The sequence below is a fragment of the Halomonas saccharevitans genome (assembly GCF_032333995.1).
Taxonomy (GTDB): domain Bacteria; phylum Pseudomonadota; class Gammaproteobacteria; order Pseudomonadales; family Halomonadaceae; genus Halomonas; species Halomonas saccharevitans.
Genome location: NZ_JAVXUR010000006.1, coordinates 132410 through 156935, shown reverse-complemented (window position 1 = coordinate 156935; position 24526 = coordinate 132410). Strand labels below are relative to the sequence as shown.

The following is a 24526-nucleotide window of genomic DNA, read 5'->3' as shown; positions in this document are numbered from 1 at the left end:
GGCAAGCGAGACTCCCCATGCGTAAAGAAAGCTTCATGACATTCGAGCGCCTGGCCAGCGACGGTCGGGCCCGGCGCGGCCGCCTGACCTTCCCGCGGGGCACGGTGGAAACCCCGGCCTTCATGCCGGTGGGCACCTACGGCACCGTCAAGGGCATGACGCCCGAGTCGGTCAAGGAGATCGGCGCCGAGATCATCCTCGGCAACACCTTCCACCTCTGGCTGCGCCCCGGCACCGAGGTGATCGAGGCCCACGGCGACCTGCACGACTTCGCCCAGTGGGACAAGCCCATCCTCACCGACTCTGGCGGCTTCCAGGTGTTCTCGCTGGGCGCCATGCGCAAGATCACCGAGCAGGGCGTGCACTTCCGCTCGCCGGTGGACGGCGCCAAGGTGTTCATGGGCCCCGAGGAGTCCATGGCCGTGCAGCGCTCGCTGGGCTCCGACGTGGTGATGATCTTCGACGAGTGCACGCCCTACCCCGCCACCGAGAAGGAAGCCGAGCTCTCCATGCAGCGCTCGCTGCGCTGGGCGAAGCGCTCTCGCGAGGCCCATGGCGACTCGCCCTCGGCGCTGTTCGGCATCATCCAGGGCGGCATGTACCCGGAGCTTCGCGAGGCCTCGCTCAAGGGCCTTTTAGAGATCGGCTTCGATGGCCTGGCCATCGGCGGCCTCTCCGTCGGCGAGCCCAAGGAGGAGATGATCAAGGTGCTCGACTACCTGCCGACCTGGATGCCGGAGGACACCCCGCGCTACCTGATGGGCGTGGGCAAGCCCGAGGACCTGGTGGAGGGCGTACGCCGTGGCGTCGACATGTTCGACTGCGTGATGCCCACCCGCAACGCGCGTAACGGCCATCTCTTCACCGCCGAGGGCACGGTCAAGATCCGCAACGCCAAGCATCGCTATGACACCGGGCCGCTGGAAGAAGGCTGCGACTGCTACACCTGCCAGAACTTCTCGCGCAGCTACCTGCACCACCTCGATCGCTGCGGTGAAATGCTCGGTTCGATGCTCAATACCATCCACAACCTGCGCCACTATCAGCGCCTGATGGCCGGTTTGCGCGGTGCCATCGAAGCGGGTACATTGGCGAACTTCGTGGAAGGCTTCTATACGCAGCGCGGCCTGCCGGTTCCTCCCGCACCGAATTGACCCATGACCGGCCCGCCGGCCGGTCATTCATGCCTCTATTCATCACTCAGGAGATCGTCATACATGCTGGACTTCTTCATTTCCCCGGCCATGGCCCAGGACGCGGCCGCCCCCGGTGGGGGCATCGCCCAGATCGTCATGCTGGTCGGCTTCGTGGCCATCTTCTACTTCCTGCTGTGGCGTCCCCAGGCCAAGCGTGCCAAGCAGCACAAGCAGCTGATCGGCAACCTCTCCAAGGGTGACGAGATCGTCATCGGCGGCGGCATGCTGGGCCGCATCACCAAGGTGAGCGACGAAAGCGAGTTCCTGAGCATGGAAATCGCCGACGGCACCGAGGTCAACGTGCAGAAGAATGCCGTGGCCAACGTCCTGCCCAAGGGCACCATCAAGTCCATCTGACCCGGGCGCCCTTCGCCCCCGTCGCCGACCACCCCCGGCCGTGACGGGGGCCGCCCTGCGGCCGGTGCGGCAGGAGCCGCGCGACCGGCTCCCTCCTTCATTGCCCGCCCGGCCCGCCTCGTCAGCCTCCAACGTCCGCAACCTGAGGACAGGGCCCCATGCTCAACCGTTACCCCCTGTGGAAGTATCTGCTGATACTCATCGTCCTCCTCGCCGGCCTGGTCTACTCCCTTCCCAACCTCTTCCCCGAGGATCCGGCAGTCCAGATCAGCAGCGAGCGGGGCGACGCCACCATCGATGAGCGCCAGCTCGAGCGCATCCGCGACGACCTCGACGAGGCCGGCATCGAGATCACCGAGGCCGAGCGCGACGCCAATCGCGTGCTGATCCGCCTCGACAACGCCGACGACCAGATCAGGGCCCGCGACCGCATCGCCGAGATGCTCGGCAACGACTACGTGGTGGCGCTGAACCTGGCCGAATCGACCCCCGAATGGCTGCAGTCGCTCTCCGCCTCGCCCATGACCCTGGGCCTCGACCTGCGCGGCGGCGTGCACTTCCTGCTCGAGGTCGACATGGACGCCGCCCTGGAGCAGCGCCTGGAGGTCAACGCCAGCGCCATGCGCGAGCAGCTGCGCGAAGAGCGGATCCGCTACCGCGACACCCAGATCGAGGGGCGCACCGTCTCCATGGCCTTCGCCAACGCGGAGGATCGTGACGAGGCGCGCGGCCTGATCGGCCGGGAGTTCCCCGAGTTCAGCTACTCGAGCGAGGGAGACGATCGCGGCGCGCGCCTGGTGATGACCATGAACGACCAGGCCGTGGACGAGCTCCAGGACTACGCCATCAACCAGAACCTCACCACCCTGCGCAACCGGGTGAATGAGCTGGGCGTGGCCGAACCGCTGGTGCAGCGCCAGGGGCCGGACCGCATCGTGGTGGAACTGCCCGGCGTGCAGGACACCGTGGCCGCCAAGCGCATCGTCGGCGCCACCGCCAACCTCGAGTTCCGCCTCGAGGCGCGCCCGGACACCCCGGACAACGAGACCGAGTCCTTCCCGTTCCGCAACAGTGAGGGCCGCCGCGCCGACCTGATGCGCGACGTGATCATCACCGGCGACAGCGTTTCCAACGCCAACCACAGCTTCGACGAGAACGGTCGCCCTCAGGTCAATATCGACCTCGACGGCACCGGCGGCACGCTGATGAACCGCGCCACCCGCACCAACATCGGCCGCAACATGGCGGTGCTGTTCATCGAGCACAAGACCCGCGAGACCACCCGCATGGTCGACGGCGAGGAGGTCGTGGAGCGCACGCCCTACACCGAGCGCGGCATCATCAGCCTGGCCACCATCCAGAGCGCGCTGGGCAACAGCTTCCGCATCACCGGGCTCGACTCGCCCACCGAGGCGGCCGAGCTGGCCCTGCTGCTGCGTTCCGGCTCGCTGGCCGCGCCGATCTACTTCGCCCAGGAACGCACCATCGGGCCGAGCCTCGGCGCCGAGAACATCGAGCGCGGCGTGCTCTCGGTGCAGATCGGCCTGCTCTTGGTGGTGCTCTTCATGCTGGCGCGCTACAAGGTCTTCGGGGTCTTCGCCAACGTCGCCCTGGCGCTCAACCTGACCCTGCTGGTGGCCGCCATGTCGCTGCTCGGGGCTACCCTGACGCTGCCCGGCATCGCCGGCATCGTGCTGACCCTGGGCATGGCGGTGGACGCCAACGTGCTGATCTTCGAGCGCATCCGTGAGGAACTGCGCACGGGGCTCTCGGTGCAGCAGGCGATCCACGCCGGCTACCAGCGCGCCTTCACCTCGATCGTCGATGCCAACATCACCACCCTGCTGGTGGCGCTGATCCTGTTCTCGATCGGCACCGGGCCGGTCAAGGGCTTCGCCGTGACGCTCTCGCTGGGCATCCTGACCTCGCTGTTCACCGCCCTGATGGTGACCCGCGCGATGGTCAACCTGTGCTACGGCGGCAAGCCCATCAAGAAGCTCTGGATTTAAGAGGTGCCTATGAAATCCCTGACACAACGACAGTTCGACTTCATGGGCAAGCGTCGGATCGCCTTCGGGGTCTCGGTGGCGATGCTGCTGGCCGCGGTAGTCGCGATGCTGACGCTAGGCCTCAACCTGGGCCTCGACTTCACCGGCGGCACCCTGGTCGAGGTGCGCTTCTCAAGCGCGCCGGCGCTGGAAACCGTGCGCCAGGCGCTCGAGGGCGCAGGTTTCCAGGACGTCGCGGTGCAGACCTTCGGCGCCTCCACCGAGGTGCTGATCCGCCTGCAGCAGGCCTTCGAGGCCGGCGTCGGCGACCAGATCGTGACCCTGCTGCAGGACTCGGGCCATGACGTCTCGCTGGTACGCGCCGAGTTCGTCGGCGCCCAGGTGGGCGATCAGCTGCGCGACCAGAGCGGCATGGGCATGCTGGTGGCGCTGGGCATCGTGATGCTCTACGTCGCGGCGCGCTTCCAGTACAAGTTCGCCCTCGGCGCCCTGCTGGCACTGCTCCACGACGTGATCATCGTGATCGGCGCCTTCGCGCTGTTCGGCTTCGAGTTCGACCTCACGGTACTGGCGGCGGTGCTGGCGGTGATCGGCTACTCGCTCAACGACACCATCGTGGTCTATGACCGCATCCGCGAGAACATCCGTAAGTCGCAGATCGATGACATGCCGACCATCTTCAACGAGTCCATCAACCAGACCCTGTCGCGCACCCTGGCGACCTCGGGCACTACCCTGCTGGTGCTGCTGGCGCTGGTGATCCTCGGCGGCGACATGATCCACTACTTCGCGGTGGCGCTGATCCTCGGCGTGGTGGTCGGTACCTTCTCCTCCATCTACGTCTCCGCGGCCCTGCTGCTGCCGCTGAAGCTCTCGCGCGAGGATCTGATCCCGGCGAAGAAGGAGGACCCGGAGGCCGAAGAGCTGCCCTGACGGCGGCCCTTCTCGCGCCCACCAAAAAGCCACCCCTCGGGGTGGCTTTTTTTCGGTGCAAGGTGAGGCAAGCGCCTCGAATCACGCCTCGGCGGGTGCCGTCTCCCGGGCCCGGCGCACCGCCGCGGAAAGCGAGCGGGTCAGCTCGAGCACGCTGCGCGAGGCCTCGGCGGGGCTCTCGGCCTGGGCGACGCTGTCGGTCAGCGCCGAGCCCACCACCACCGCATCGGCGAAGCGGGCGATGCGCTCGGCCTGCTCCGGGGTGCGGATGCCGAAGCCGACGCCGATCGGCAGCGCGGTGCGCGCGCGGATGGCCTCGACTTCCTGCGCCACGCGCTCGGCGGACGGCGCGGCGGCGCCGGTCACGCCGGTGCTTGAGACGTAGTAAAGGAAGCCCGAGGTGTTCTCAAGCACCAGCGGCAGGCGCTGCGCGTCGGTGGTCGGCGTCGCCAGGCGAATGAAGTCGAGGCCGTGGGCCCGGGTCGGCAAGCACAGCTCCGCATCGTGCTCAGGCGGCAGGTCGACCACGATCAGCCCGTCCACGCCGGCATCAAAGGCCTCGGTCAGGAAGGCCTCGACGCCCATGCAGTAGATGGGGTTGTAGTAGCCCATCAGCACCACCGGCGTCGCGTCATCGCGCTCGCGCAGCGCCCGCACCATGGCAAGCGTCTTGCGCATGTCCTGCCCCCCCTTGAGGGCACGCAGCGTGGAGGCCTGGATGGACGGACCGTCCGCCATGGGGTCGGTGAACGGCATGCCCAGCTCGATCACGTCGGCGCCCGCCTCGGGCAGGGCCAGCAGGGTCTCGAGGCTGGTGGCGTAGTCGGGATCGCCGGCGCTGATGAAGGTGACGAGGCCGGCGCGATCGGCGGCCTTGAGTTCATTGAAGCGGCGTGCAATACGGTCGTGGCGTTGGGTCATCGCCTCTCTCCTCATTCTGCCGGGGCGTCGTCGGCCAGCTCATCGGCCAGGTGTTCGGTGACGGTGGCCATGTCCTTGTCGCCCCGTCCGCTCAGGTTCAGCACCATCAGGTGGTCCTCCGGCAGCGTCGGCGCCAGCTTGATCGCATGGGCGATGGCGTGGGCGGTCTCCAGGGCCGGGATGATGCCCTCCAGACGGCACAGCGCCTTGAAGGCGTCCAGCGCCTCATCATCGGTCACCGCGACGTACTCGGCGCGACCGGTCTCGTGCAACCAGGCGTGCTCGGGGCCGATGCCCGGGTAGTCGAGCCCCGCCGAGATGGAGTGCGCGTCGGTGATCTGACCCGCGGCGGACTGCAGCAGGAAGGTCCGATTGCCGTGCAGCACGCCGGGGCTGCCGCCCTGCAGGCTGGCGGCGTGCTTGCCGGTGTCCAGCCCCTCACCGGCGGCCTCCACGCCGATCAGGCGCACGCCCTCGTCCTCGAGGAACGGATGGAACAGCCCCATGGCGTTGGAGCCGCCGCCGATGCAGGCCACAAGGGAGTCCGGCAGCCGGCCTTCCTTCTCGGGCATCTGCTCGCGCACCTCGCGGCCGATCACCGACTGGAAGTCGCGCACCATGGCCGGATAGGGATGGGGACCGGCCACGGTGCCGATGATGTAAAAGGTGTCCGCCACGTTGGTCACCCAGTCGCGCAGGGCATCGTTCATCGCGTCCTTCAGGGTGCCGGTGCCGCTGGTCACCGGGATCACCTTGGCGCCCAGCAGCTTCATGCGCTGCACGTTGACCAGCTGGCGGTCGATGTCGGTGCTGCCCATGTAGATGATGCATTCCAGGCCGAAGCGGGCAGCCACGGTGGCGGTGGCCACGCCGTGCATGCCGGCCCCGGTCTCGGCGATGATGCGCTTCTTGCCCATGCGCCGGGCGAGCAGCACCTGACCGATGCAGTTGTTGATCTTGTGCGCGCCGGTATGCATCAGGTCTTCGCGCTTGAGGTAGATGCGAGCGCCACCCAGCTGCTCGGTCAGCCGCTCGGCGAAATAGAGCGGGCTCGCTCGCCCGATATAGTCGCGGTGCAGTGCCTCCAGCTCGGCGTGGAAATCGGGATCCTGCTTCGCCGACGCGTAGGCCGCCTGAAGCTCGAGGATCAGCGGCATCAGGGTTTCGGCGACGAAGCGGCCACCGAAGCGACCGAAGAAACCGTTAGCATCGGGGGAGAGTTCGGCGGTCGGGTGCGGCAGACCCATGGTGACGACTCCTGACTGGTGAGGTTGGCCATCACGATAAAGCGAGCCGCGGCCCTGTGATAAGCGATCATTGCGCGCTAATCTGTGAGAAAAGCTGACATGTCAGGAGCCCGCCTTGAGTGATCGACTGCCCTCGCTGAACGCCCTGCGCGCCTTCGACGAGACGGCCCGCACGCTGAGCGTCACCCGCGCCGCCGAGGCCCTCCATGTGACCCACGGCGCAGTCAGCCGACAGCTCAAGCAGCTCGAGGCGCAGCTCGGGGTGACGCTGTTCCGGCGCCACGGCCGCGGCCTGATGCTGACCCAGGAAGGCGAGCTGCTGCGTGCCTCGACCTCACAGGCCTTCGAGCGGCTCGGTCAGGCCTGCACCCAGCTGCGCCGGCGCGCCTCACAGGCACCGCTGGTGCTCGGCTGCCCCGGCAGCTTCCTCGCTCGCTGGTTCATCCCCCGGCTGGACCGCCTGAAGGCGCAGTGCCCGGAACTGAACCTGCACCTCACCGCCGACGAGGAGGTGGCCGGCCGGCTCGGCACCGACGTGGACGCCGTGCTGCGCTTCGCCGAGCCGCCCTGGCCCGACGACGTGCGGGTGGTCGAGCTGGCGCCGGAGCGCATGGGGCCGGTGCTGGCACCGCAACGTCTAGACCTGCCCGATCCCGCGGCCTGTGAGATGACGACGCTGCCGATGCTGCATACCCAGTCGCGCCCACAGGCCTGGTCGCAGTGGTTTGCGGCCAAGGGTCTGGATCCCGCCACGATGCGCCATGACCAGTCGTTCGAGCACCTTCACTACATGCTCGAGGCGGCCCTGGTGGGCCTGGGTGTGGCCATCGCGCCGTCCTACCTGGTGGAGGAGGACCTGCGCACCGGGCGGCTGATCGCGCCCTGGGGCTTCATCGAGACGCCGGCCCGGCTCGGCCTGTGGCTGCCGCCGGGCCCGCCACGGCGGGACATCGAGAGGCTCACCGGGTGGCTGATACAGGAACTGGACCGCTCCTGCGCCTGACACGCCGACAGCGAGTCGCCAGCAACGGGGGCGGTTGCTCTTGTCACGATGGCGGCCCTTCTCACGATGGCGGCCCTTCTCACAATGCAAGACGCCCCCACGGCAGGGCCGTGGGGGCGTCTCGTCATTCGCCAAGGTCGTCGCTCAGAAGTGCGGCTTGAGCTGCTGCACCAGGGCCTTGTAGAGGCGCGGGCCGGCGGCCATCAGGCGCCCCTCGACCTCGACGCTGGGCTGGCCGTCGGGCGTACCCATCAGCGCGCCACTCTCCTTGAGCAGCAGCGAGCCGACGTGCAGGTCCTGCTCCTCGAGGCCCAGCACGAAGGCGGAATCCGCCCGACCGGCGGCCAGGTCGGCCATGTCGAGCAGGCCGCTGCCAGAGGCGCGCTGCTGCTCGACCTGCGGGCCGAGCTGCTGGACCAGGGTCAGGTAGGAGGGCAGATAGCGCGGACGCAGCCAGGTCTCGGGCAGGCTCATGGCGACGCGAGTGCCGGTCACGGCGGTGGGCTTGGTCACGCGCAGGCGCTTGCCGTTGAGCTGGGCACCGCGACCGCGGCTGGCCAGGTACTCGTCGTCGCTGAAGGGACAGATCACCACCGCGTGCTCCGGGCGGCCCTTGACGAGACACACCACCGACATGGCGAAGCCGGGAGCGGCAACGCTGAGATCGGAGTAGCCGTGGAAGGGTTCGATCTTCCAGAGGGTGTCGGCGCCTTCGCCCTCGCCGGCGCGATGGGGAGTGAAGCGTCCCTGGACGCCGTGTTGCGGATAGCCGCGGGCGAGCTGACGAACGATCAGCGTCTCGGCATTGCGGGCGGCGTCCTCGAGCAGGCGGTCGAGGCTGGGCTCCTGGTGGGAGTTCTCGATTCGCTCGCGGATGCGCAGGAATTGTTCGCCGGCACTGCGTGCGGCACGCAGGGCGAATTGGACCATCGGATGCATGATCGGGCCTTGGGGAGTCGGTGGTGTTAAAGAACGGAACGGCGCGAATCCTAGCAGAAGCGCATCGGATGCGCCATTCGTGGCGACCGGCCGCCATGCTAGAATCGCCGTTCCCCGTTTTTCCCAGGATCCACAGGCCCCCACCATGCTCGAGCGCATCCGCATCGTCCTGATCGGCACCAGCCACCCCGGCAACATCGGCGGCACCGCCCGCGCCATGCACAACATGGGGCTTGGCGACCTGGCCCTGGTGGCGCCGCGCTGCGAGCCGCTCACCGCCGACACCGTCTCGCGCGCCTCGGGCGCCGACCATATCGTCCACGCGGCGCGCACGGTCGAGAGCCTCGAGCAGGCGGTCTCCGATTGCACCCTGGTGGTCGGCGCCAGTGCCCGCTCGCGCACCCTGCCCTGGCCGATGACCACGCCCCGGGCCCTGGGCGAGCGGCTGCCCGCGGAGCTCGCCGACCCGGCGGCCCGCGTGGCGCTGGTCTTCGGCCGCGAGGACAGCGGCCTGACCAACGCCGAGCTGCAGCGCTGCCATGCCCATGTGCATATCCCCACCAACCCCGACTTCAGCTCGCTGAACCTGGCCGCCGCGGTGCAGGTACTGGCCTACGAGTGCCGCCAGGCCTGGCTCGGCCAGCAGGAGGCGAGCGAGCCGGCCGAAGCGGTGACTGCGCCGCTGGCCAGCCACGAGGAGCTCGAGCGCTACTTTGCGCACCTCGAGCGCACCCTGATCGGCATCGGCTTCCACGACCCGGCCATGCCGCGCCAGCTGATGGCCCGGCTGCGCCGCTTCACCCTGCGGGCCCGCCCCGAGCGCATGGAGCTCAACATCCTGCGCGGCATCCTCACCGCCACCGAACAGCAGGCCGAGCGCTCCCCGAGCGACGCTTCAACGGGCGATGACGCCTCGGGCGACGTTTCACCGGGGCAGTGACCCGCGCGCCTTGAAGCCGGCGCGGCGCGCCCCCACTATGAAGGCCAATCTTCGTTCGCTACGCCACCCAAGGACCGCCGCATGCTTCAACGTCTGCGCGAGGACATCAACAGCGTATTCGCCCGCGACCCGGCGGCCCGTAACTTCCTGGAAGTGCTGACCAACTACCCGGGATTGCATGCCTTGCTGGCACACCGGCTGAGTCACTGGCTGTGGCGGAAGAACCTCAAGTGGCTGGCGCGCACCCTGTCTCAGCTGTTTCGAATGCTGACCGGCATCGAGATTCACCCCGGGGCGACGATCGGTCGGCGTTTCTTCATCGACCACGGCATGGGCGTGGTGATCGGCGAGACCGCCGAGGTCGGCGACGACGTCACCCTCTACCAGGGCGTGACCCTGGGCGGCACCAGCTGGAACAAGGGCAAGCGCCACCCCACCCTGGGCGACGGCGTGATCGTCGGCGCCGGGGCCAAGATCCTCGGCCCCTTCACCGTGGGCACGGGGGCCAAGATCGGCTCCAACGCAGTGGTCACCAAGGAGGTGCCGGCCGGCGCCACGGTGGTCGGCATCCCGGGCAAGGTGGTCCAGCGCAGCGAGCCCGACGACCCCGAGGCAGTCGAAGTGGATCCCGAGCGCCGCGAGGCGATGCGGCGCAAGTTCGGCTTCGACGCCTACGGAGTCAGCCAGGACATGCCCGACCCGGTGGCCCGCTCGATCCAGGCGATGCTCGATCACATGCACGCCGTGGACGAGCGCATCGAGCGCATGTGCACCACCCTGCGCAAGGTCGATGCCAGCTACCGTGACGGTCGCCTGCCGGAGCTTCGCGACGAGGACTTCGCCGACATCCTCGACGACGTCGACGGCGGCTGCCCGCCGGTTCAGGGGCCGGACGACGACCCCGCCGACACCTCGACAAGCCCGCAGCAGGAACGACAAACGCCCCCTCGCCGGCGCAATGGTTGACCATGATACTCGGCCTTTATCATAATGGCCGATCATGTACATTACTGCCGACCCGCGCGTCGGTGCCGAGGTGAGTTCCTCATGCGCCTGACCACCAAGGGACGCTACGCCGTCACCGCCATGCTCGACCTGGCCATGAACGCCGAGTCCGGCCCCATCAGCCTCGCCGACATCTCCAAGCGCCAGGAGATCTCGCTCTCCTACCTGGAGCAGCTGTTCGCGCGGCTGCGTCGCGCCGGGCTGGTCGGCAGCGTGCGCGGGCCGGGCGGCGGCTACCTGCTGGCCATGGCGCCGGACGAAATCACCGTGGCCCGCGTCATTCAGGCCGTCAACGAGTCGGTGGACTCCACCCGCTGCGGTGGCCTCTCGGACTGCCAGCAGGGCGACACCTGCCTGACCCACCATCTGTGGTGCGAGCTGTCCGAGCATATCCACGACTTTCTCGAAAAGGTCACTCTGGGACAGCTGGCCGGGCGCGAGGAGATCCTCGAGATCGCCAGCCGCCAGCTAGGCCGCCGTGACGACGGCCGCCGCAACGACGGCATCCTGGCCTCGACCCTCTGAGCCGCCGCCCCTGCCACCCAACCCCGGAATCGACTGCGAGCCCATGAGCGCACACGTCTACCTCGATTATGCCGCCACCACCCCGGTCGACCCGCGGGTCGCGGAGGTCATGAGCCGCTACCTTACCCTGGACGGCATCTTCGCCAACCCCGCCTCGCGCAGCCACATGCTGGGCTGGCAGGCGGAGCAGACGGTGGAGAGCGCGCGTCGCCAGGTCGCCGACCTGATCGGCGCCGATCCTCGCGAGATCGTCTGGACCAGCGGCGCTACCGAGGCCGACAACCTGGCGCTGACCGGCTTCATGCGCGCCAACCGCGCCCGTGGACGCCACCTGATCACCTCGACCATCGAGCACAAGGCGGTGATCGACACCGCCAAGGCGCTGGAGGACGAGGGCTTCGAGGTGACCTGGCTCGCCCCCGGCTGCGACGGTCGCATCACGCCGGCGCAGCTCGGCGAGGCCATGCGCGAGGACACCGTGCTGGTCTCGCTGATGGCGGTGAACAACGAACTCGGCGTCATCCACGACCTGGCGACGCTCTCTGAGGTGGCCCACGCCGGCGGCGCGATGTTCCACGTCGATGCCGCCCAGGCGGTGGGGCGCATCCCGCTGGACGTGGCGCGTCAGGGCATCGACCTGATGTCGCTCTCCGGCCACAAGGCCTACGGCCCCAAGGGCATCGGCGCGCTTTTCGTGCGGCGCAGCCCCGATCTGCGCCTCGAGGCGATGATCCACGGCGGCGGCCACGAGCGCGGCATGCGCTCGGGCACCCTGCCGACTCACCAGATCGCCGGCATGGGCGAGGCCTTCGCCCTCGCCGCCGCCGAGGGCGAAGCCGACCAGGCCCGCATCACCGCGCTGCGCGATCGCCTGCTGTACGGCCTCGGCGACCTCGATGGCATCCACCGCAACACCGCGGTCGAGGCCTCGGTGCCCAACATTCTCAACCTGGCCTTCGAGGGCGTCGACGGCGAATCGCTGCTGATGACGCTGCGCGATATCGCGCTCTCGACGGGCTCGGCCTGCAACTCGGCCAGCGTCGAGCCATCCTACGTACTGAAGGGCATCGGCGTGCCGCGCCCGCTGGCGCTGGCCTCGCTGCGCTTCAGCTTCGGCCGTTTCACCACCGAGGCCGACATCGACCGCACTCTGGACGCCCTGCGACACGCCCTCACGGGGCTGCGTCGCCGGGCGGTCTGACCCTATCCCGACCAGGAGAGAGACCATGGCGCATCTTTCGATCACCACGTCCGCCGCCGAGCAGATCCACCGGGTGCTCGACGAACGCGGCCACGGCCTGGGCCTGCGGGTCTCGGTCAAGCCCAGCGGCTGTTCCGGTTACAGCTACGTACTCGACTTCGCCGACGAGGCCGCCAACGATGACGTGACCTTCGAGGAGCACGGCGTGACCGTGTTCGTCGCCCCCGAGGCGCTGGAGATGCTCGACGGCAGCGAGGTCGACTACGTCACCGAGGGGCTCAACCGCTTCTTCCGCTTCAACAACCCCAACGTCAAGGACGAGTGCGGCTGCGGCGAGAGCTTTAGCGTCTGAACAACTTCGGCGCCTGAACAACTTCGGCGCCTGAACAACTTCGGCGTACGAACAGTGTCATCGCCTGAGCAACTTCGGCACCGGAACGGCGCCGGCGCCTGAACGATTGTTCAACGTCGGCTCGGAGCGTTATAATCCTCGACCCGTCGGCGAACCGCGCCGAACCGCCGGATCGCCGGCCGCTCTATCCGATTCGCCGCGCCGTCCCATGCTCCCGACAGCGGAGCCGCGGACGGCGCGGCGCTATCCATATTTGCAAGACGTCATCGTCACAAGACGACGACAATGCCAATCCTACGCTAGCCCCATCCGCGGCTAGCCCGAGTCCAACCGGAGACATGCCCCATGGCTAACCAGCGCACCCTGTCCATCATCAAGCCCGACGCCGTTGCCAAGAACGTGATCGGCGAGATCGAGAGCCGTTTCGAGAAGGCCGGCCTGAAGATCGTGGCCGCCAAGATGATGCAGCTCTCCGAAGAGAAGGCCGGCGGTTTCTACGCCGAGCACAAGGAGCGTCCCTTCTTCGGCGACCTGGTCGGCTTCATGACCTCCGGCCCGGTGATCGTGCAGGTGCTCGAGGGCGAAGACGCCGTCGCCAAGAACCGTGACCTGATGGGTGCTACCAACCCGAAGGAAGCGGCCGCCGGCACCATCCGCGCCGACTTCGCCGAGACCATCGACGCCAACGCCGTGCACGGCTCCGACTCCCCGGAATCCGCCGAGCGCGAGATCGCCTACTTCTTCGAGGCCGACGAGATCTGCGCACGCTGATCCCGCCTCTCCCGCGGGGGTGCTCACACCCCCGCCCTGCCCCACCGAAGCGCTGACCATCATGACCGCCACCACTGCTCCCCGACTCACCAATCTGCTCGGCATGACGCGCGAGGAGATGGAAGCCTTCTTCCTCTCCATCGGCGAGAAGAAGTTTCGTGCCGCCCAGATGTTGAAGTGGATCCACATCGAGGGCTGCGATGACTTCGCGGCCATGACCAACCTCTCCAAGGCGCTGCGTACCCGCCTGACCGAGGTCGCCGAGATTCGCGGCCCGAGCGTGGTCTACGAAGGCTCGTCGAGCGACGGCACCCGCAAGTGGGTGCTCGAAGTGGAAGACGGCAGCTACGTGGAGACGGTGCTGATCCCCGCCGACAACGGCAAGCGCCGCACCCTGTGCGTCTCTTCCCAGGTCGGCTGCTCGCTGGACTGCAGTTTCTGCTCCACCGGCAAGCAGGGCTTCCAGCGCAACCTCACCGCCGCCGAGATCATCGGCCAGGTGTGGGTGGCTCAGCGCAGCGTGGGGCCGCGCCGCGACACCGCCAACCGCCCGGTCACCAACGTGGTGATGATGGGCATGGGCGAGCCGCTGATGAATTACGACAACGTCGTGCCGGCCATGAAGCTGATGCTCGACGACGACGGTTACGGCCTCTCCAAGCGCCGCGTCACGCTCTCCACCTCCGGGGTGGTGCCGATGCTCGACAAGCTCGGCGACGAGCTCGACGTGAGCCTGGCCGTCTCGCTGCACGCCGCCAACGACGAGCTGCGCAACGAGCTGGTGCCGCTCAACCGCAAGTACAACATCCGCACCCTGATCGACGCCTGCCACCGCTACCTGGCCAAGTGCCACGACACGCGCCAGGTGACCATCGAATACACGGTGATCAAGGACGTCAACGACCAGCAGGTGCACGCCGAGCAGCTCGCCGCCGTGCTCGAAGAGCTGCCGTGCAAGATCAACCTGATCCCGTTCAATCCCTTCCCGCACTCGGGCTACGAGACGCCGTCGCGCAACCAGGTGATGCGCTTCCAGCAGTGGCTCTATGATCTGGGCTACACGGCGATGATCCGCTCCACCCGGGGCGACGACATCGATGCCGCCTGCGGCCAGCTGGTGGGCCGCGTCAAGGATCGCACCAAGCGCCATGCGCGCTATATCCAGTCGATCCAGATCGACGCCGACTGAGCGGAGGGCGCCTTGACTTCAATCGGTCTCGGCGCTTTGATGGACGGGCTTTTTTTCACCGTCGGCCGCGTGTCGAACGCCTCCCGCGGCCCTCGGTTGCGCGCCCATCTGGAGAGGATGCCATGACCCCTTGCCCGAGCATGACCGGCCTTCGGCAGTGTCCCGCCGCCCTCATGCTGCTCGGCACGCTATGGCTGTCCGGCTGCGCCACCCAGACCAACCTGTCCGCTGACCATGGCGGCGACGCTGCCGAGGCCTATACCCGCCTCGGTGTAGCCTACCTGGAGCGCGACAACCTGCCCCGCGCCATGAACGCCCTGGACCGCGCCCTGCAGAACGATCCCGACGACGCCGAGGCGCTGCAGGCCATGGCCATGGTCCACCAGCGCCAGGGCGAGGACGCGCTGGCCGACGAGACATTCCGTCGCGCTCTCGAGGCCGACCCGACGTTGACCCGCACGCGTAACAACTACGCCGCCTTCCTGTATGATCGGGGCCATGTTGCAAAGGCCTGCGAGCAGCTCGAGCGCGCCTCCGAGGACACCCAGTATGCGAATCGCGGCCAGCTGTTCGCCAACCTCGGCCAGTGCCACCTCGAGATGGGCGACGTCACCGCCGCTCGCCGGAGCCTCGCCCGCGCCCAGGCCATCGATCCGCGCGACGCGCGCAGCTATCTGCTGCTGGCCGAACTCGAGGCCGACGCGGGTAACCTCGAGCGCGCCGAACGACAGCTGGAGCGCTACATGCGCCTGGCCGGCCCCCGGGTCGAGGCCCTGCGCCTGGCCCGCGATGTGGCCCGCCGCCGCGGGGACGCGGCGACCGCCGACTTCTATGCCGATCAGCTGGAGGGCACCCGTGCCGGGCCCTGACCACCGTTTTCTGACGAAGGATGCTCAGACATGAGCGACACTCATAACGACGATGCCGCCGAGACCCCGCCCCGCCTGGCCTCGCCCGGTGAACTGCTGCGTCGCGAGCGCGAGTCCCAGGGGCTCGCTCGCGACGAGGTGGCCGACGCCCTCAACCTGCGCCCGGCGGTGATCCAGGGGCTGGAGGGCGACAGCTACGAGGAAGTGCCCGTTCCGGCCTATCGCCGCGGCTACCTGCGCAGCTACGCCCAGCTGCTGGGTATCGACGACCGTGAGGTCCTCGAGGCCTACAAGACTCACTTCGGCGGCAACGACGCCGAGCAGCGGGTCACGCCCGTGCAACTCAACCGGCCGCCCTCGCGGCTCGGCGCCTGGCTGTTTCGCCTGGTCACCCTGCTGGTGATCGCCGGCATGATCGGCCTGACGCTGATGTGGTGGCAGAGCCGCGGCGGCAGCCAGCCGCCCACCCCCGGCGACAGCGGGCCGGTGGCGGTGGACAGCCTCGACGGCAGCACCACCATCACCGAAGATCCGGGCGCCGACGCCGATGAGCTGCCGCCGCTGCCCGACGAGGGGAGCGACCTCGGCCTGACCGACGAGAGCGCCTCCGAGGAACCCTCGTCCGCCGCGGCCGACGACGAGGCTCGGACGACCGCCGCGGAAAGCGACGCATCGGCCGTCGCCGGCGGCGAGACGTCTTCCGCGCAGGATAGCGTGGCGACCGCCGCCGAGAGCGCCGAGACCACCGGCGAGGGCGATGCCCCGGCGGCCGAGAGCGCCGACGTCGCCACCAGCGATGCCGACGAGGCGACCGAGACCGTCGATGCCGGCGTGCTGGAGCTGACCTTCAACGAGCAGTCCTGGACCGAGATCTTCGATGCCGACAACCAGCGCATCTTCGTCGGCCTCCAGCAGCCCGGCACCTCGGCCCGGGTCGAAGGCACGCCGCCGTTTCGCCTGACCGTGGGCAACGCCACCGGCGTCGAGCTGAGCTGGGGCGGCGAGCCCGTCGACCTCACGGCCCGCGCCGGCGCCAACAACGTCGCCCGCTTCACACTGGGAGAATGATTCCGTCATCATGCACGCACAATCCCCCATCGTTCGTCGCAAGTCGCGCCAGATCCACGTCGGCAAGGTGCCGGTCGGGGGCGACGCTCCCATCTCCGTCCAGAGCATGACCAATACCGATACCCTGGACGTGGCCGCCACCGTGGCCCAGATCCGCCAGCTGGAGGCCGCCGGCGCCGACATCGTCCGCGTCAGCGTGCCCGACATGGACGCCGCCGAGGCCTTCGGGCGCATCAAGCGCGAGGTCGAGGTGCCGCTGGTCGCCGACATCCACTTCGACTACAAGATCGCCCTGCGCGTGGCCGAGCTCGGCGTCGACTGCCTGCGCATCAACCCCGGCAACATCGGCCGCGAGGAGCGGGTGCGCGCCGTCGTCAACGCCGCCCGGGACAACGGCATTCCGATCCGCATCGGCGTCAACGCCGGCTCGCTGGAGAAGGACCTGCAGAAGAAGTACGGCGAGCCGACCCCCGCGGCGCTGGTCGAATCGGCGATGCGCCACATCGACCACCTCGATCGCCTGGATTTCCCGGACTTCAAGGTCAGCGTCAAGGCCTCCGATGTCTTCATGGCCGTGGCCGCCTACCGCGAGCTCGCCACGCGCATCGAGCAGCCGCTGCACCTGGGCATCACCGAGGCCGGCGGGCTGCGCTCGGGCACCGTCAAGTCCTCCATTGGCCTGGGCATGCTGCTGATGGACGGCATCGGCGACACCATCCGCGTGTCGCTGGCCGCCGATCCGGTCGAGGAGATCAAGGTCGGCTTCGACATGCTCAAGAGCCTCAAGCTGCGGGCCAAGGGCATCAACTTCATCGCCTGCCCTAGCTGCTCGCGCCAGAACTTCGACGTCATCGGCACCATGAACGCCCTCGAGGAGCGCCTCGAGGACGTCATGACGCCGCTGGATGTCTCGGTGATCGGCTGCGTGGTCAACGGCCCCGGGGAAGCCAAGGAAACCGACGTCGGCCTGACCGGCGGCTCCCCGGCCAACCTCGTCTACCTCGACGGCAAGCCGGCCAGCAAGCTGCGCAACGACCACCTGGTCGATGACCTGGAGCGGCTGATACGCGACAAGGTCCGCGAGAAGCAGCAGGCCGAGCAGGATGTGATCGCCCGGGACGCCTGAGCCGGCGCCCCTACAAGGAGCAAGCAGTGAGCAAGTCCGACACGAATCAGAAGAAGATTCAGGCCATTCGTGGCATGAACGACCTGCTGCCCGAGCAGTCCCCGCTCTGGCAGTACTTCGAGGGCCAGGTGCGCGCGCTGATGGGCCGCTACGGCTACGACGAGATCCGCACCCCGGTCGTCGAGCAGACCGCGCTGTTCAAGCGCTCCATCGGCGAGGTCACCGACATCGTCGAGAAGGAGATGTACACCTTCGACGACCGCAACGGCGACAGCCTGACGCTGCGTCCCGAGGGCACGGCGAGCTGCGTGCGCGCCGCCATGGAGCACGGCCTGCTGCACAACCAGACCCAGCGGCTGTGGTACCAGGGGCCGATGTTCCGCCACGAGCGCCCCCAGAAGGGCCGCTATCGCCAGTTCCATCAGATCGGCGTGGAGACCTTCGGCCTCGAGGGCCCGGACATCGACGCCGAGGTCATCCTGCTCTCGGCGCGGCTGTGGCAGCAGCTCGGCCTCGACAGGCACGTGACCCTGGAGCTCAACTCGCTGGGCTCATCCGAGGCCCGCGCCGCCTATCGCGACCTGCTGGTGGCCTACTTCGAACAGCACGCCGAGACCCTCGACGAGGACTCCCGGCGCCGCCTCACCAGCAACCCGATGCGCATCCTCGATTCCAAGAATCCGGCGATGGTTGATGTCATCGAGGGCGCCCCCAAGCTGATGGATCACCTGGACGACGAATCCCGGGAGCATTTCGAGCGGCTCTGCGCCATACTCGACGCCGCCGGCATCGACTACGTGATCAACCCGCGGCTGGTGCGCGGCCTGGACTACTACGGCCGCACCGTCTTCGAGTGGACCACCACCGCGCTCGGCAGCCAGGGCACGGTCTGCGCCGGCGGCCGCTACGACGGCCTGGTCGAGCAGCTCGGCGGCAAGCCGACCCCGGCGGTGGGCTTCGCCATGGGTATCGAGCGGCTGATCCTGCTGCTCGAGACCCTGGAGCTCGTGCCCGAGGAGGCCCGCGGCGCGCTGGACGTCTATCTGCTGCCCATGGATGAGGCGGCCACCGGACCGGCCCTGCTGCTCGGCGAGCGCCTGCGCGAGGCGCTGCCCGAGCTGCGCGCCCAGCTGCACTGCGGCGGCGGCAGCTTCAAGAGCCGCATGAAGAAGGCCGACAAGAGCGGCGCCCGCCTGGCCCTGCTACTCGGCGAGGACGAGCTGGCCGAGGGCAGCGTGACCCTAAAGTTCCTGCGCGAAGAGCGCGAACAGCAGCGCCTGCCCCGGGCCGAGCTCGCCGACACCCTGACATCCCTGCTGGACAGCGACACCCTCGCCTGACAGACACCCGCATCAAAGGAGACCGCCCGTGGCGGAGCTGAGAACCGAGGAAGAACAGCTTGAGGCGATCAAGCGCTGGTGGAAGGAGAACGGCACCTCGCTGATCGCCGGCGTCGCCATCGCGGCGGCCGGCGTGTTCGGCTGGAACGCCTGGCAGGACTACCAGGCCAGCCAGGGTGAGGCCGCCTCGCTGCGCTACCAGCAGCTGGTCGATCTCACCGGCCGCGACGCGCTGGGCGACGACGCCCGCCGTCGCGCCGAGGAGCTGGTGACCGAGATCACCGACGAGCATGGCACGACCCTCTATGCCGACCTGGCCCGTCTGCTCGACGCCCGCCTGGCCGTCGAGGCGGACGACCGGCCGCGCGCCCGCGCCGCCCTCGAAACGGTGATCGAGGAGAGCGAACGCGGCTACCTCGAGGGACTGGCGCGCCTGCGCCTGGCCCGCCTGCAGCTCGTCGAGGGCGAGGCCGAGACCGCCCTGACTACCCTGGAGGGTGTGTCCGAAGCCCTCGCGGCGCAGCGCGCCGAGGTGGTCGGCGACGCCCAGCATGCCCTGGGACGCGTCGATCAGGCGCGTCAGGCCTGGCAAGAGGCGCTCTCCCTCGCCGAACAGCACAATCAACCTCTCTACGGCGTCCAGCTCAAGCTGGATGACCTCGGCACCAAGGAGGCCATCCTATGAGACCGACTCTGCTGATCGCCGCCGGCGCGGCCCTGGCCATGCTGGCCGGCTGCGCTAGTGGCCCCGAGCCCCAGTACGCCCCGCGCGAGCTCACCGATATCAACGCCACCACCGAGCTCGAGCCCCTGTGGAGCGAGCGCGTCGGCCAGGGCCTGGGCGATGCCGGCTACCCCGTGGCGCCCGCCCAGGACGGCGACACCCTGTTCGCCGCCGACGGCCGCGGACTGATCGAGGCCCTGGACGCCGACAGCGGCGAGATCCGCTGGGACGTCGAGCTCGACACGCCGGTTTCCAGCGGCCTGACCGCCGTCGCCGACAGCCTCTTCCTGGCCACCCGCAACGGCGAGGTGCTCTCCCTCGACCAGGCCGACGGTCGCGTCCAGTGGCGCGCCCGGGTCACCAGCGAGGTGCTCGCCGCGCCCCAGGCTAACCAGCAGCTCGTGGTGGTGCAGGCCGTCGACGGGCGCGTCACCGCGCTGGATCGCGTCAGCGGCGACGAGCGCTGGGTCTACAGCGGCCCACGCCCCGCGCTGAGCCTGCGCGGCACCGGCACGCCCACGGTGATCGACCCGGTGACCTTCGCCGGCTTCGCCAACGGTCGCCTGGTGACCCTGGATAACCGCAGCGGTCAGCCGCTGTGGGATCGGCGCATCGCCGTCCCCCAGGGGCGCAGCGAGATCGATCGCCTGGTCGACCTGGCCGGACAACCGGTACTGACTCAGGATGGCCGCCTGTTCGTCACCAGCTACAACGGCCGCCTGGCCGCGCTGGAGGCGCCCTCCGGCGAGGTGCTCTGGTCACGGGAGCTCTCCAGCTACCTGACCCCGATACTCGTGGGCGACTTCCTGTTCGTGGTCGACGAGGCCAGCCACGTGATCGCCGTGGATGCCGGCACCGGCAACGAAATCTGGCGCAACGAGGCACTCGAGGGCCGCTCGCTCACCGCGCCGGCCTTCGCCACCGATCACTTGGTGGTGGGCGACGCCGACGGCTACCTGCATCTGCTCGACGCCCGCGAGGGCAAGCTCGTCGGCCGCACCCGCGTCGACGGCTCGGGCCTCAGCGTGCGCCCGCTCACCGATCGTCGCCGCGTCTACGCGCTGGCCGACGACGGCACACTGGAAGCCCTGGAGCTTCGCCCATGACCCCGGTGATCGCCCTGGTCGGCCGACCCAACGTCGGCAAATCGACCCTCTTCAACCGCCTGACCCGCTCGCGGGATGCCCTGGTGGCCGACTTCCCGGGCCTGACCCGCGACCGCAAGTACGGCAACGGCATGCTCGGCGACAAGGCCTACACGGTGATCGACACCGGCGGCATCAGCGGTGACGAGGAAGGCATCGACGCGGCCATGGCCGAGCAGTCGCTGGCCGCCATCGACGAGGCCGACATCGTGCTGTTCCTGGTCGACGCCCGCGCCGGCCTGAACGTTGCCGACGAGGCCATCGCCAACCACCTGCGGGTCAACCAGAAGAAGACCTGGCTGGTGGTCAACAAGGTCGACGGCCTGGAAGAGCACAGCGCCATGGCCGACTTCTGGCAGCTCGGGCTCGGCGACCCCCACGCCATCGCCGCCGCTCACGGGCGCAACGTCACCACGCTGATCGAGGAGGTGCTCTCGCCCTTCCCGGCCCGCGACGAGAGCATCCCCGCGGACACCGGCACCAAGGGCATCCGCATCGGCGTCATCGGCCGCCCCAACGTCGGCAAGTCGACTCTGGTCAATCGCCTGCTCGGCGAGGAGCGGGTAGTGGTCTTCGACGAGGCCGGCACCACCCGCGACGCCATCGAGATCCCCTTCGAGCGCCGCGGCAAGCCCTACGTGCTGGTGGACACCGCTGGGGTGCGACGCCGAAAGAACGTTCGCGAGGCGGCCGAGAAGTTCTCGATCATCAAGACCCTGGAGGCGATCAAGGAGTGCCATGTCGCCATCATGGTGCTCGATGCCCGCACGGGGCTGGTGGAGCAGGACCTGCACCTGCTCGACTACGTGCTGACCAGCGGCCGCGCCCTGGTACTCGCGGTCAACAAGTGGGACGGCCTGGAGAGCGAGGCCCGGGACAAGATGCGCGCCGAGATCAAGCGCCGCCTGGGCTTCGCCGACTACGCCGAGCTGCACTTCATCTCGGCGCTGCACGGCACCGGGGTGGGCGATCTCTACCCCTCCATCGAGCGCGCCTTCGACTCGGCCAACAGCCACTGGTCGACCAACCGCCTGACCTCGATCCTTCGGGATGCAGTGGAGCAGCACCAGCCGCCCATGGTTCACGGTCGGCGCATCAAGCTGCGCATGGCTCACCAGGGCGGCAGCAACCCGCCGATCATCGTGGTCCATGGCAACCAGACGAGTTCGCTGCCCGAGGCCTACAAGCGCTATCTGACCAACACCTTCCGCAAGGTGCTCAAGGTGCGCGGCACGCCGATGCGCTTCGAGTTCCGCTCCGGCGACAACCCCTACGACAGCATGGCGGGGGCCAGCGACCGGGAGAAGGCCAAGAAGCGCGAGCTCGGCCGCACCAAGGAGGCACGCAAGAGCCGCCGCTGAGCCCTTGGCCTACCTACCGGCCTCTTCATCGGCACACCGCCGCCCGGCCCGTCATCGATGACGGGCCGGGCGGTGTCGTTATGGCCTGAGGTCATGGCGGCCCTTGGTGATTGTGGTGGTTGCGGTGGTTGCGGTGGTTGCGGTGGTTGCGGTTTTTGGTGATCGTCGCATGGGGTCGCGGTGGCATGAGCCAGTACGGCCCGGCGTCACGCGTCGCGAGGCGCACCGCCTTCATGCAGGCGCCGCCTGCCCACCCACTGGGTGGCGAACTGCCAGGCGCCCCGGCCGCTGCGCCCGCCGCGCAGGGTGGCGAAGCGGATCGCCTCGGCCCGGGCCTCGGCGTTCCAGTCCTCGCGACTGCCCAGCTGGGTGACCCAGTGACAGCAGGCCTCCAGGTAGACGTCCTGATTGAAGGGGTGGAAGCCGAGCCACAGCCCGAAGCGGTCGGAGAGCGAGATCTTCTCCTCGACGGCGTCGCCGTGGTGCAGCTCGTCGCCCACCAGGCGCGAGGCGTCGTTGTCACCCATCGACTCCGGCAGCAGGTGGCGACGGTTGGAGGTGGCGTAGAGCAGCACGTTGGGCGGCGGCCCGGTTAGGGCGCCATCGAGCACGCTCTTGAGCGCCTTGTAGGCATCGTCGTGGCCCTCGAAGGACAGATCATCGCAGTAGACCACGAAGCGCTGGGGCTCGCCGCGCAGCTGCTCCACCAGCGTCGGCAGCGCCGCGAGGTCGTGACGATCGACCTGCACCAGGCGCAACCCCTCGGGCGCCAGACCGTTGAGCAGGGCACGGATCAGCGACGACTTGCCGCTGCCCCGCGAGCCCCACAGCAGGGCGTGGTTGGCCGGCAGCCCCTGCAGGAAGGCGCGGGTATTGTCGACCAGCGCGAGCTTCTGGCGCTCTATGCCGAGTAGATCGTCGAGCCCCAGGGCATCCCGCGGCGGCACCGGCAGCAGCCGGCCGCCGAGGGCATGGCGCTGCCAGAGGGCGGCGACATCCCGCGCCCAGTCGACCTCCTGCGGTGGCGGTGGCAGCCAGGGCTCGAGGTGGTCGAGCAGCGTGAGCAGGCGACGCGAGAGCTCGGCGTCCATGGCGGTTCCTCCCTCTATGCAAGACACGGCGTATAGCGTTCCCGGTTGACCTGACCGGTGGTCGGGGTATCTTGTGGCGAACCTCGACGCCCCGTCCAGCGTCATAGTGACCTGGACACCACAGGAGCCCACCATGCGCTGGACCCATATGCTTGCCGTTGGCGCCCTGAGCGTCAGCCTCGCCGCCTGTACCACCTCGCCCACCGGACGCTCGCAGCTGACCCTCATGTCCGACGAGCAGCTCGACCAGATGGGGGCCCAGGCCTTCGCCCAGTACCAGCAGGAACTGCCGACGGTCGGCGGTGCACCGCTGCGCTACGTGCAGTGCGTGACCGAGGCCGTGGTCCGCGCCCTGCCGGAGCGGGAGCGTAATCAGAACTGGCAGGTCAAGGTCTTCGCCTCCGAGCAGGCCAACGCCTTCGCGCTGCCCGGCGGCTACGTGGGCATCAACACCGGCCTGCTCGACGTGGCGCGCAACCAGGACCAGCTCGCCGCGGTGATCGGCCACGAGATCGCCCACGTGCTGGCCCGCCATGCCAACGAGCGCGCCTCCACCGAGACCGCCACCCAGCTCGGCCTGTCGGCGATCTCATCGGCCGCCGGCATGCAGGGCGCCGGGGGCGAGACCATGATGGCGGCTCTCGGCATGGGCGCCCAGTACGGCATCCTGCTGCCCTTCTCGCGCAGCCACGAGAGCGAAGCCGATACCCTGGGCCTGACCCTGATGGCCGAGGCCGGCTTCGACCCGCGGGAAAGCGTCGCGCTGTGGAACAACATGAGCCAGGCCGGCGGTGCCAGCCCGCCGGCCTGGCTCTCCACCCACCCGAGCCACGGGCAGCGAATCGCCGGCCTGGAAGCGGGGCTGGGCAAGGCCATGGCGCGCTACGAGCAGGCCCGTCGGACCGGCCGCACCCCTAACTGCCCACGACCCTGAAGGAACGCGCGACACTCATGCTGAAGATCGGACTGCTGCTGCTGATACTACCCATCCTGGTGCTGATGGGCGTCTACTTCGTCGAATTGGGAGACGTGCGGGACTGCCTGCTGCTCCAGGAGGGGCACTGGGACTATCGCGCCGGCGTCTGCCGCGAGACCGCCCAGCCCTTCGTGCCCTGGGTCGACCGCCACCCCTGGCTGGTCAACGGCGGCATGCTGCTCTCGGTGGCCGGCCTGGCGATGTGCATGGTGGGGCTGTACGTGAAGCGGCGCTGAGG

25 protein-coding genes are annotated in these 24526 nt (G+C 68.7%); 21 read left to right on the top strand and 4 right to left on the bottom strand.

Translation table 11 applies throughout. From position 1 onward, the window contains the following. Positions 1-35 precede the first annotated feature (35 nt). The 4 genes from tgt to secF all read left to right on the top strand — a co-directional run bounded on the left by tgt (position 36) and on the right by secF (position 4495). On the top strand, positions 36-1154 hold the full coding sequence (tgt, locus tag RSO68_RS14675; protein ID WP_217641058.1) for a tRNA guanosine(34) transglycosylase Tgt: 1119 nt from the start codon (positions 36-38) through the stop codon (positions 1152-1154). Between the two features lie 63 nt (positions 1155-1217). After that, positions 1218-1553, top strand: a complete 336-nt coding sequence (gene yajC / locus RSO68_RS14670; protein ID WP_089850035.1) for a preprotein translocase subunit YajC — start codon at positions 1218-1220, stop codon at positions 1551-1553. A gap of 158 nt (positions 1554-1711) precedes the next feature. Continuing rightward, entirely contained in the window at positions 1712-3562 is a 1851-nt protein-coding gene (secD, locus tag RSO68_RS14665; protein WP_089850037.1) for a protein translocase subunit SecD, read from the top strand. Positions 3563-3571: 9 nt separating this feature from the next. Further along, entirely contained in the window at positions 3572-4495 is a 924-nt protein-coding gene (secF, locus tag RSO68_RS14660; protein ID WP_089850039.1) for a protein translocase subunit SecF, read from the top strand. 81 nt (positions 4496-4576) lie between these two features. Here secF and trpA read toward each other — a convergent pair whose 3' ends face one another. Next, complete coding sequence (gene trpA, locus RSO68_RS14655; protein ID WP_315587124.1) at positions 4577-5416, bottom strand: tryptophan synthase subunit alpha; 840 nt, start codon at positions 5414-5416, stop codon at positions 4577-4579. Positions 5417-5427: 11 nt separating this feature from the next. After that, on the bottom strand, positions 5428-6663 hold the full coding sequence (gene trpB, locus RSO68_RS14650) for a tryptophan synthase subunit beta (RefSeq protein WP_315587123.1): 1236 nt from the start codon (positions 6661-6663) through the stop codon (positions 5428-5430). Between the two features lie 115 nt (positions 6664-6778). Between trpB and RSO68_RS14645 the strand changes: the two genes are divergently transcribed. Next, positions 6779-7666 (top strand): LysR family transcriptional regulator, encoded by an 888-nt coding sequence (locus tag RSO68_RS14645; RefSeq protein WP_315587122.1) that lies wholly within the window; start codon positions 6779-6781, stop codon positions 7664-7666. 144 nt (positions 7667-7810) lie between these two features. On the opposite strand, the gene RSO68_RS14640 is transcribed toward RSO68_RS14645, so the two are convergent. Then, complete coding sequence (locus RSO68_RS14640) at positions 7811-8605, bottom strand: inositol monophosphatase family protein (RefSeq protein WP_089850047.1); 795 nt, start codon at positions 8603-8605, stop codon at positions 7811-7813. A gap of 145 nt (positions 8606-8750) precedes the next feature. Between RSO68_RS14640 and trmJ the strand changes: the two genes are divergently transcribed. The 14 genes from trmJ (at position 8751) to der (ending at position 22221) form a co-directional block, all read left to right on the top strand. Further along, positions 8751-9545 carry a tRNA (cytosine(32)/uridine(32)-2'-O)-methyltransferase TrmJ gene (gene trmJ, locus RSO68_RS14635; protein ID WP_315587121.1) on the top strand — a complete coding sequence of 265 codons (795 nt, stop codon included), beginning with the start codon at positions 8751-8753 and terminating at the stop codon, positions 9543-9545. 81 nt (positions 9546-9626) lie between these two features. Next, complete coding sequence (gene cysE, locus RSO68_RS14630; protein WP_315587120.1) at positions 9627-10511, top strand: serine O-acetyltransferase; 885 nt, start codon at positions 9627-9629, stop codon at positions 10509-10511. A gap of 81 nt (positions 10512-10592) precedes the next feature. After that, positions 10593-11075, top strand: coding sequence for a Fe-S cluster assembly transcriptional regulator IscR (iscR, locus tag RSO68_RS14625; RefSeq protein ID WP_089850053.1), 483 nt, complete (start codon positions 10593-10595; stop codon positions 11073-11075). A gap of 43 nt (positions 11076-11118) precedes the next feature. After that, entirely contained in the window at positions 11119-12276 is a 1158-nt protein-coding gene (locus RSO68_RS14620; RefSeq protein ID WP_315587119.1) for an aminotransferase class V-fold PLP-dependent enzyme, read from the top strand. A 25-nt stretch (positions 12277-12301) separates the two neighbouring features. After that, on the top strand, positions 12302-12628 hold the full coding sequence (locus RSO68_RS14615) for a HesB/IscA family protein (RefSeq protein WP_089850057.1): 327 nt from the start codon (positions 12302-12304) through the stop codon (positions 12626-12628). A 345-nt stretch (positions 12629-12973) separates the two neighbouring features. Then, complete coding sequence (gene ndk / locus RSO68_RS14610; protein WP_089850059.1) at positions 12974-13399, top strand: nucleoside-diphosphate kinase; 426 nt, start codon at positions 12974-12976, stop codon at positions 13397-13399. A 61-nt stretch (positions 13400-13460) separates the two neighbouring features. After that, entirely contained in the window at positions 13461-14588 is a 1128-nt protein-coding gene (gene rlmN / locus RSO68_RS14605) for a 23S rRNA (adenine(2503)-C(2))-methyltransferase RlmN (protein WP_089850113.1), read from the top strand. Positions 14589-14710: 122 nt separating this feature from the next. Further along, positions 14711-15457, top strand: coding sequence for a type IV pilus biogenesis/stability protein PilW (gene pilW / locus RSO68_RS14600; protein WP_315587118.1), 747 nt, complete (start codon positions 14711-14713; stop codon positions 15455-15457). A gap of 30 nt (positions 15458-15487) precedes the next feature. After that, entirely contained in the window at positions 15488-16525 is a 1038-nt protein-coding gene (locus RSO68_RS14595) for a RodZ domain-containing protein (RefSeq protein WP_315587117.1), read from the top strand. A gap of 10 nt (positions 16526-16535) precedes the next feature. After that, on the top strand, positions 16536-17651 hold the full coding sequence (gene ispG, locus RSO68_RS14590; protein WP_089850065.1) for a flavodoxin-dependent (E)-4-hydroxy-3-methylbut-2-enyl-diphosphate synthase: 1116 nt from the start codon (positions 16536-16538) through the stop codon (positions 17649-17651). A gap of 74 nt (positions 17652-17725) precedes the next feature. Then, positions 17726-18991 (top strand): histidine--tRNA ligase, encoded by a 1266-nt coding sequence (gene hisS / locus RSO68_RS14585; protein ID WP_390882417.1) that lies wholly within the window; start codon positions 17726-17728, stop codon positions 18989-18991. 28 nt (positions 18992-19019) lie between these two features. Next, positions 19020-19676, top strand: a complete 657-nt coding sequence (locus RSO68_RS14580; protein ID WP_315587115.1) for a YfgM family protein — start codon at positions 19020-19022, stop codon at positions 19674-19676. Beyond that, on the top strand, positions 19673-20821 hold the full coding sequence (gene bamB / locus RSO68_RS14575) for an outer membrane protein assembly factor BamB (protein WP_315587114.1): 1149 nt from the start codon (positions 19673-19675) through the stop codon (positions 20819-20821). The genes RSO68_RS14580 and bamB overlap by 4 nt, the downstream gene beginning before the upstream one ends. Next, positions 20818-22221: a ribosome biogenesis GTPase Der gene (gene der, locus RSO68_RS14570; protein ID WP_089850073.1), complete on the top strand. Its 1404-nt coding sequence runs from the start codon at positions 20818-20820 to the stop codon at positions 22219-22221. The genes bamB and der overlap by 4 nt, the downstream gene beginning before the upstream one ends. A 206-nt stretch (positions 22222-22427) precedes the next feature. On the opposite strand, the gene RSO68_RS14565 is transcribed toward der, so the two are convergent. After that, positions 22428-23312, bottom strand: a complete 885-nt coding sequence (locus RSO68_RS14565; protein WP_315587113.1) for an ATP-binding protein — start codon at positions 23310-23312, stop codon at positions 22428-22430. A 133-nt stretch (positions 23313-23445) separates the two neighbouring features. Here RSO68_RS14565 and RSO68_RS14560 point away from each other — a divergent pair, with 133 nt between their 5' ends. Both RSO68_RS14560 and RSO68_RS14555 read left to right on the top strand, forming a co-directional pair. After that, positions 23446-24246 carry a M48 family metallopeptidase gene (locus tag RSO68_RS14560; RefSeq protein WP_089850077.1) on the top strand — a complete coding sequence of 267 codons (801 nt, stop codon included), beginning with the start codon at positions 23446-23448 and terminating at the stop codon, positions 24244-24246. Positions 24247-24263: 17 nt separating this feature from the next. Continuing rightward, a complete protein-coding gene (locus tag RSO68_RS14555; RefSeq protein WP_089850079.1) occupies positions 24264-24524 on the top strand; it encodes a hypothetical protein in 261 nt (86 codons plus the stop codon). The last annotated feature ends 2 nt before the right edge of the window (positions 24525-24526 follow it).

Excerpts from the sequence above, each read along its gene's own strand:
- tgt (WP_217641058.1), top strand. The coding sequence starts at position 36 with ATGACATTCGAGCGCCTGGCCAGCGACGGTCGGGCCCGGCGCGGCCGC.
- yajC (WP_089850035.1), top strand. The coding sequence starts at position 1,218 with ATGCTGGACTTCTTCATTTCCCCGGCCATGGCCCAGGACGCGGCCGCC.
- secD (WP_089850037.1), top strand. The coding sequence starts at position 1,712 with ATGCTCAACCGTTACCCCCTGTGGAAGTATCTGCTGATACTCATCGTC.
- secF (WP_089850039.1), top strand. The coding sequence starts at position 3,572 with ATGAAATCCCTGACACAACGACAGTTCGACTTCATGGGCAAGCGTCGG.
- trpA (WP_315587124.1), bottom strand. The coding sequence starts at position 5,416 with ATGACCCAACGCCACGACCGTATTGCACGCCGCTTCAATGAACTCAAG.
- trpB (WP_315587123.1), bottom strand. The coding sequence starts at position 6,663 with ATGGGTCTGCCGCACCCGACCGCCGAACTCTCCCCCGATGCTAACGGT.
- RSO68_RS14640 (WP_089850047.1), bottom strand. The coding sequence starts at position 8,605 with ATGCATCCGATGGTCCAATTCGCCCTGCGTGCCGCACGCAGTGCCGGC.
- trmJ (WP_315587121.1), top strand. The coding sequence starts at position 8,751 with ATGCTCGAGCGCATCCGCATCGTCCTGATCGGCACCAGCCACCCCGGC.
- cysE (WP_315587120.1), top strand. The coding sequence starts at position 9,627 with ATGCTTCAACGTCTGCGCGAGGACATCAACAGCGTATTCGCCCGCGAC.
- iscR (WP_089850053.1), top strand. The coding sequence starts at position 10,593 with ATGCGCCTGACCACCAAGGGACGCTACGCCGTCACCGCCATGCTCGAC.
- RSO68_RS14620 (WP_315587119.1), top strand. The coding sequence starts at position 11,119 with ATGAGCGCACACGTCTACCTCGATTATGCCGCCACCACCCCGGTCGAC.
- RSO68_RS14615 (WP_089850057.1), top strand. The coding sequence starts at position 12,302 with ATGGCGCATCTTTCGATCACCACGTCCGCCGCCGAGCAGATCCACCGG.
- ndk (WP_089850059.1), top strand. The coding sequence starts at position 12,974 with ATGGCTAACCAGCGCACCCTGTCCATCATCAAGCCCGACGCCGTTGCC.
- rlmN (WP_089850113.1), top strand. The coding sequence starts at position 13,461 with ATGACCGCCACCACTGCTCCCCGACTCACCAATCTGCTCGGCATGACG.
- pilW (WP_315587118.1), top strand. The coding sequence starts at position 14,711 with ATGACCCCTTGCCCGAGCATGACCGGCCTTCGGCAGTGTCCCGCCGCC.
- RSO68_RS14595 (WP_315587117.1), top strand. The coding sequence starts at position 15,488 with ATGAGCGACACTCATAACGACGATGCCGCCGAGACCCCGCCCCGCCTG.
- ispG (WP_089850065.1), top strand. The coding sequence starts at position 16,536 with ATGCACGCACAATCCCCCATCGTTCGTCGCAAGTCGCGCCAGATCCAC.
- hisS (WP_390882417.1), top strand. The coding sequence starts at position 17,726 with ATGAACGACCTGCTGCCCGAGCAGTCCCCGCTCTGGCAGTACTTCGAG.
- bamB (WP_315587114.1), top strand. The coding sequence starts at position 19,673 with ATGAGACCGACTCTGCTGATCGCCGCCGGCGCGGCCCTGGCCATGCTG.
- der (WP_089850073.1), top strand. The coding sequence starts at position 20,818 with ATGACCCCGGTGATCGCCCTGGTCGGCCGACCCAACGTCGGCAAATCG.
- RSO68_RS14565 (WP_315587113.1), bottom strand. The coding sequence starts at position 23,312 with ATGGACGCCGAGCTCTCGCGTCGCCTGCTCACGCTGCTCGACCACCTC.
- RSO68_RS14560 (WP_089850077.1), top strand. The coding sequence starts at position 23,446 with ATGCGCTGGACCCATATGCTTGCCGTTGGCGCCCTGAGCGTCAGCCTC.
- RSO68_RS14555 (WP_089850079.1), top strand. The coding sequence starts at position 24,264 with ATGCTGAAGATCGGACTGCTGCTGCTGATACTACCCATCCTGGTGCTG.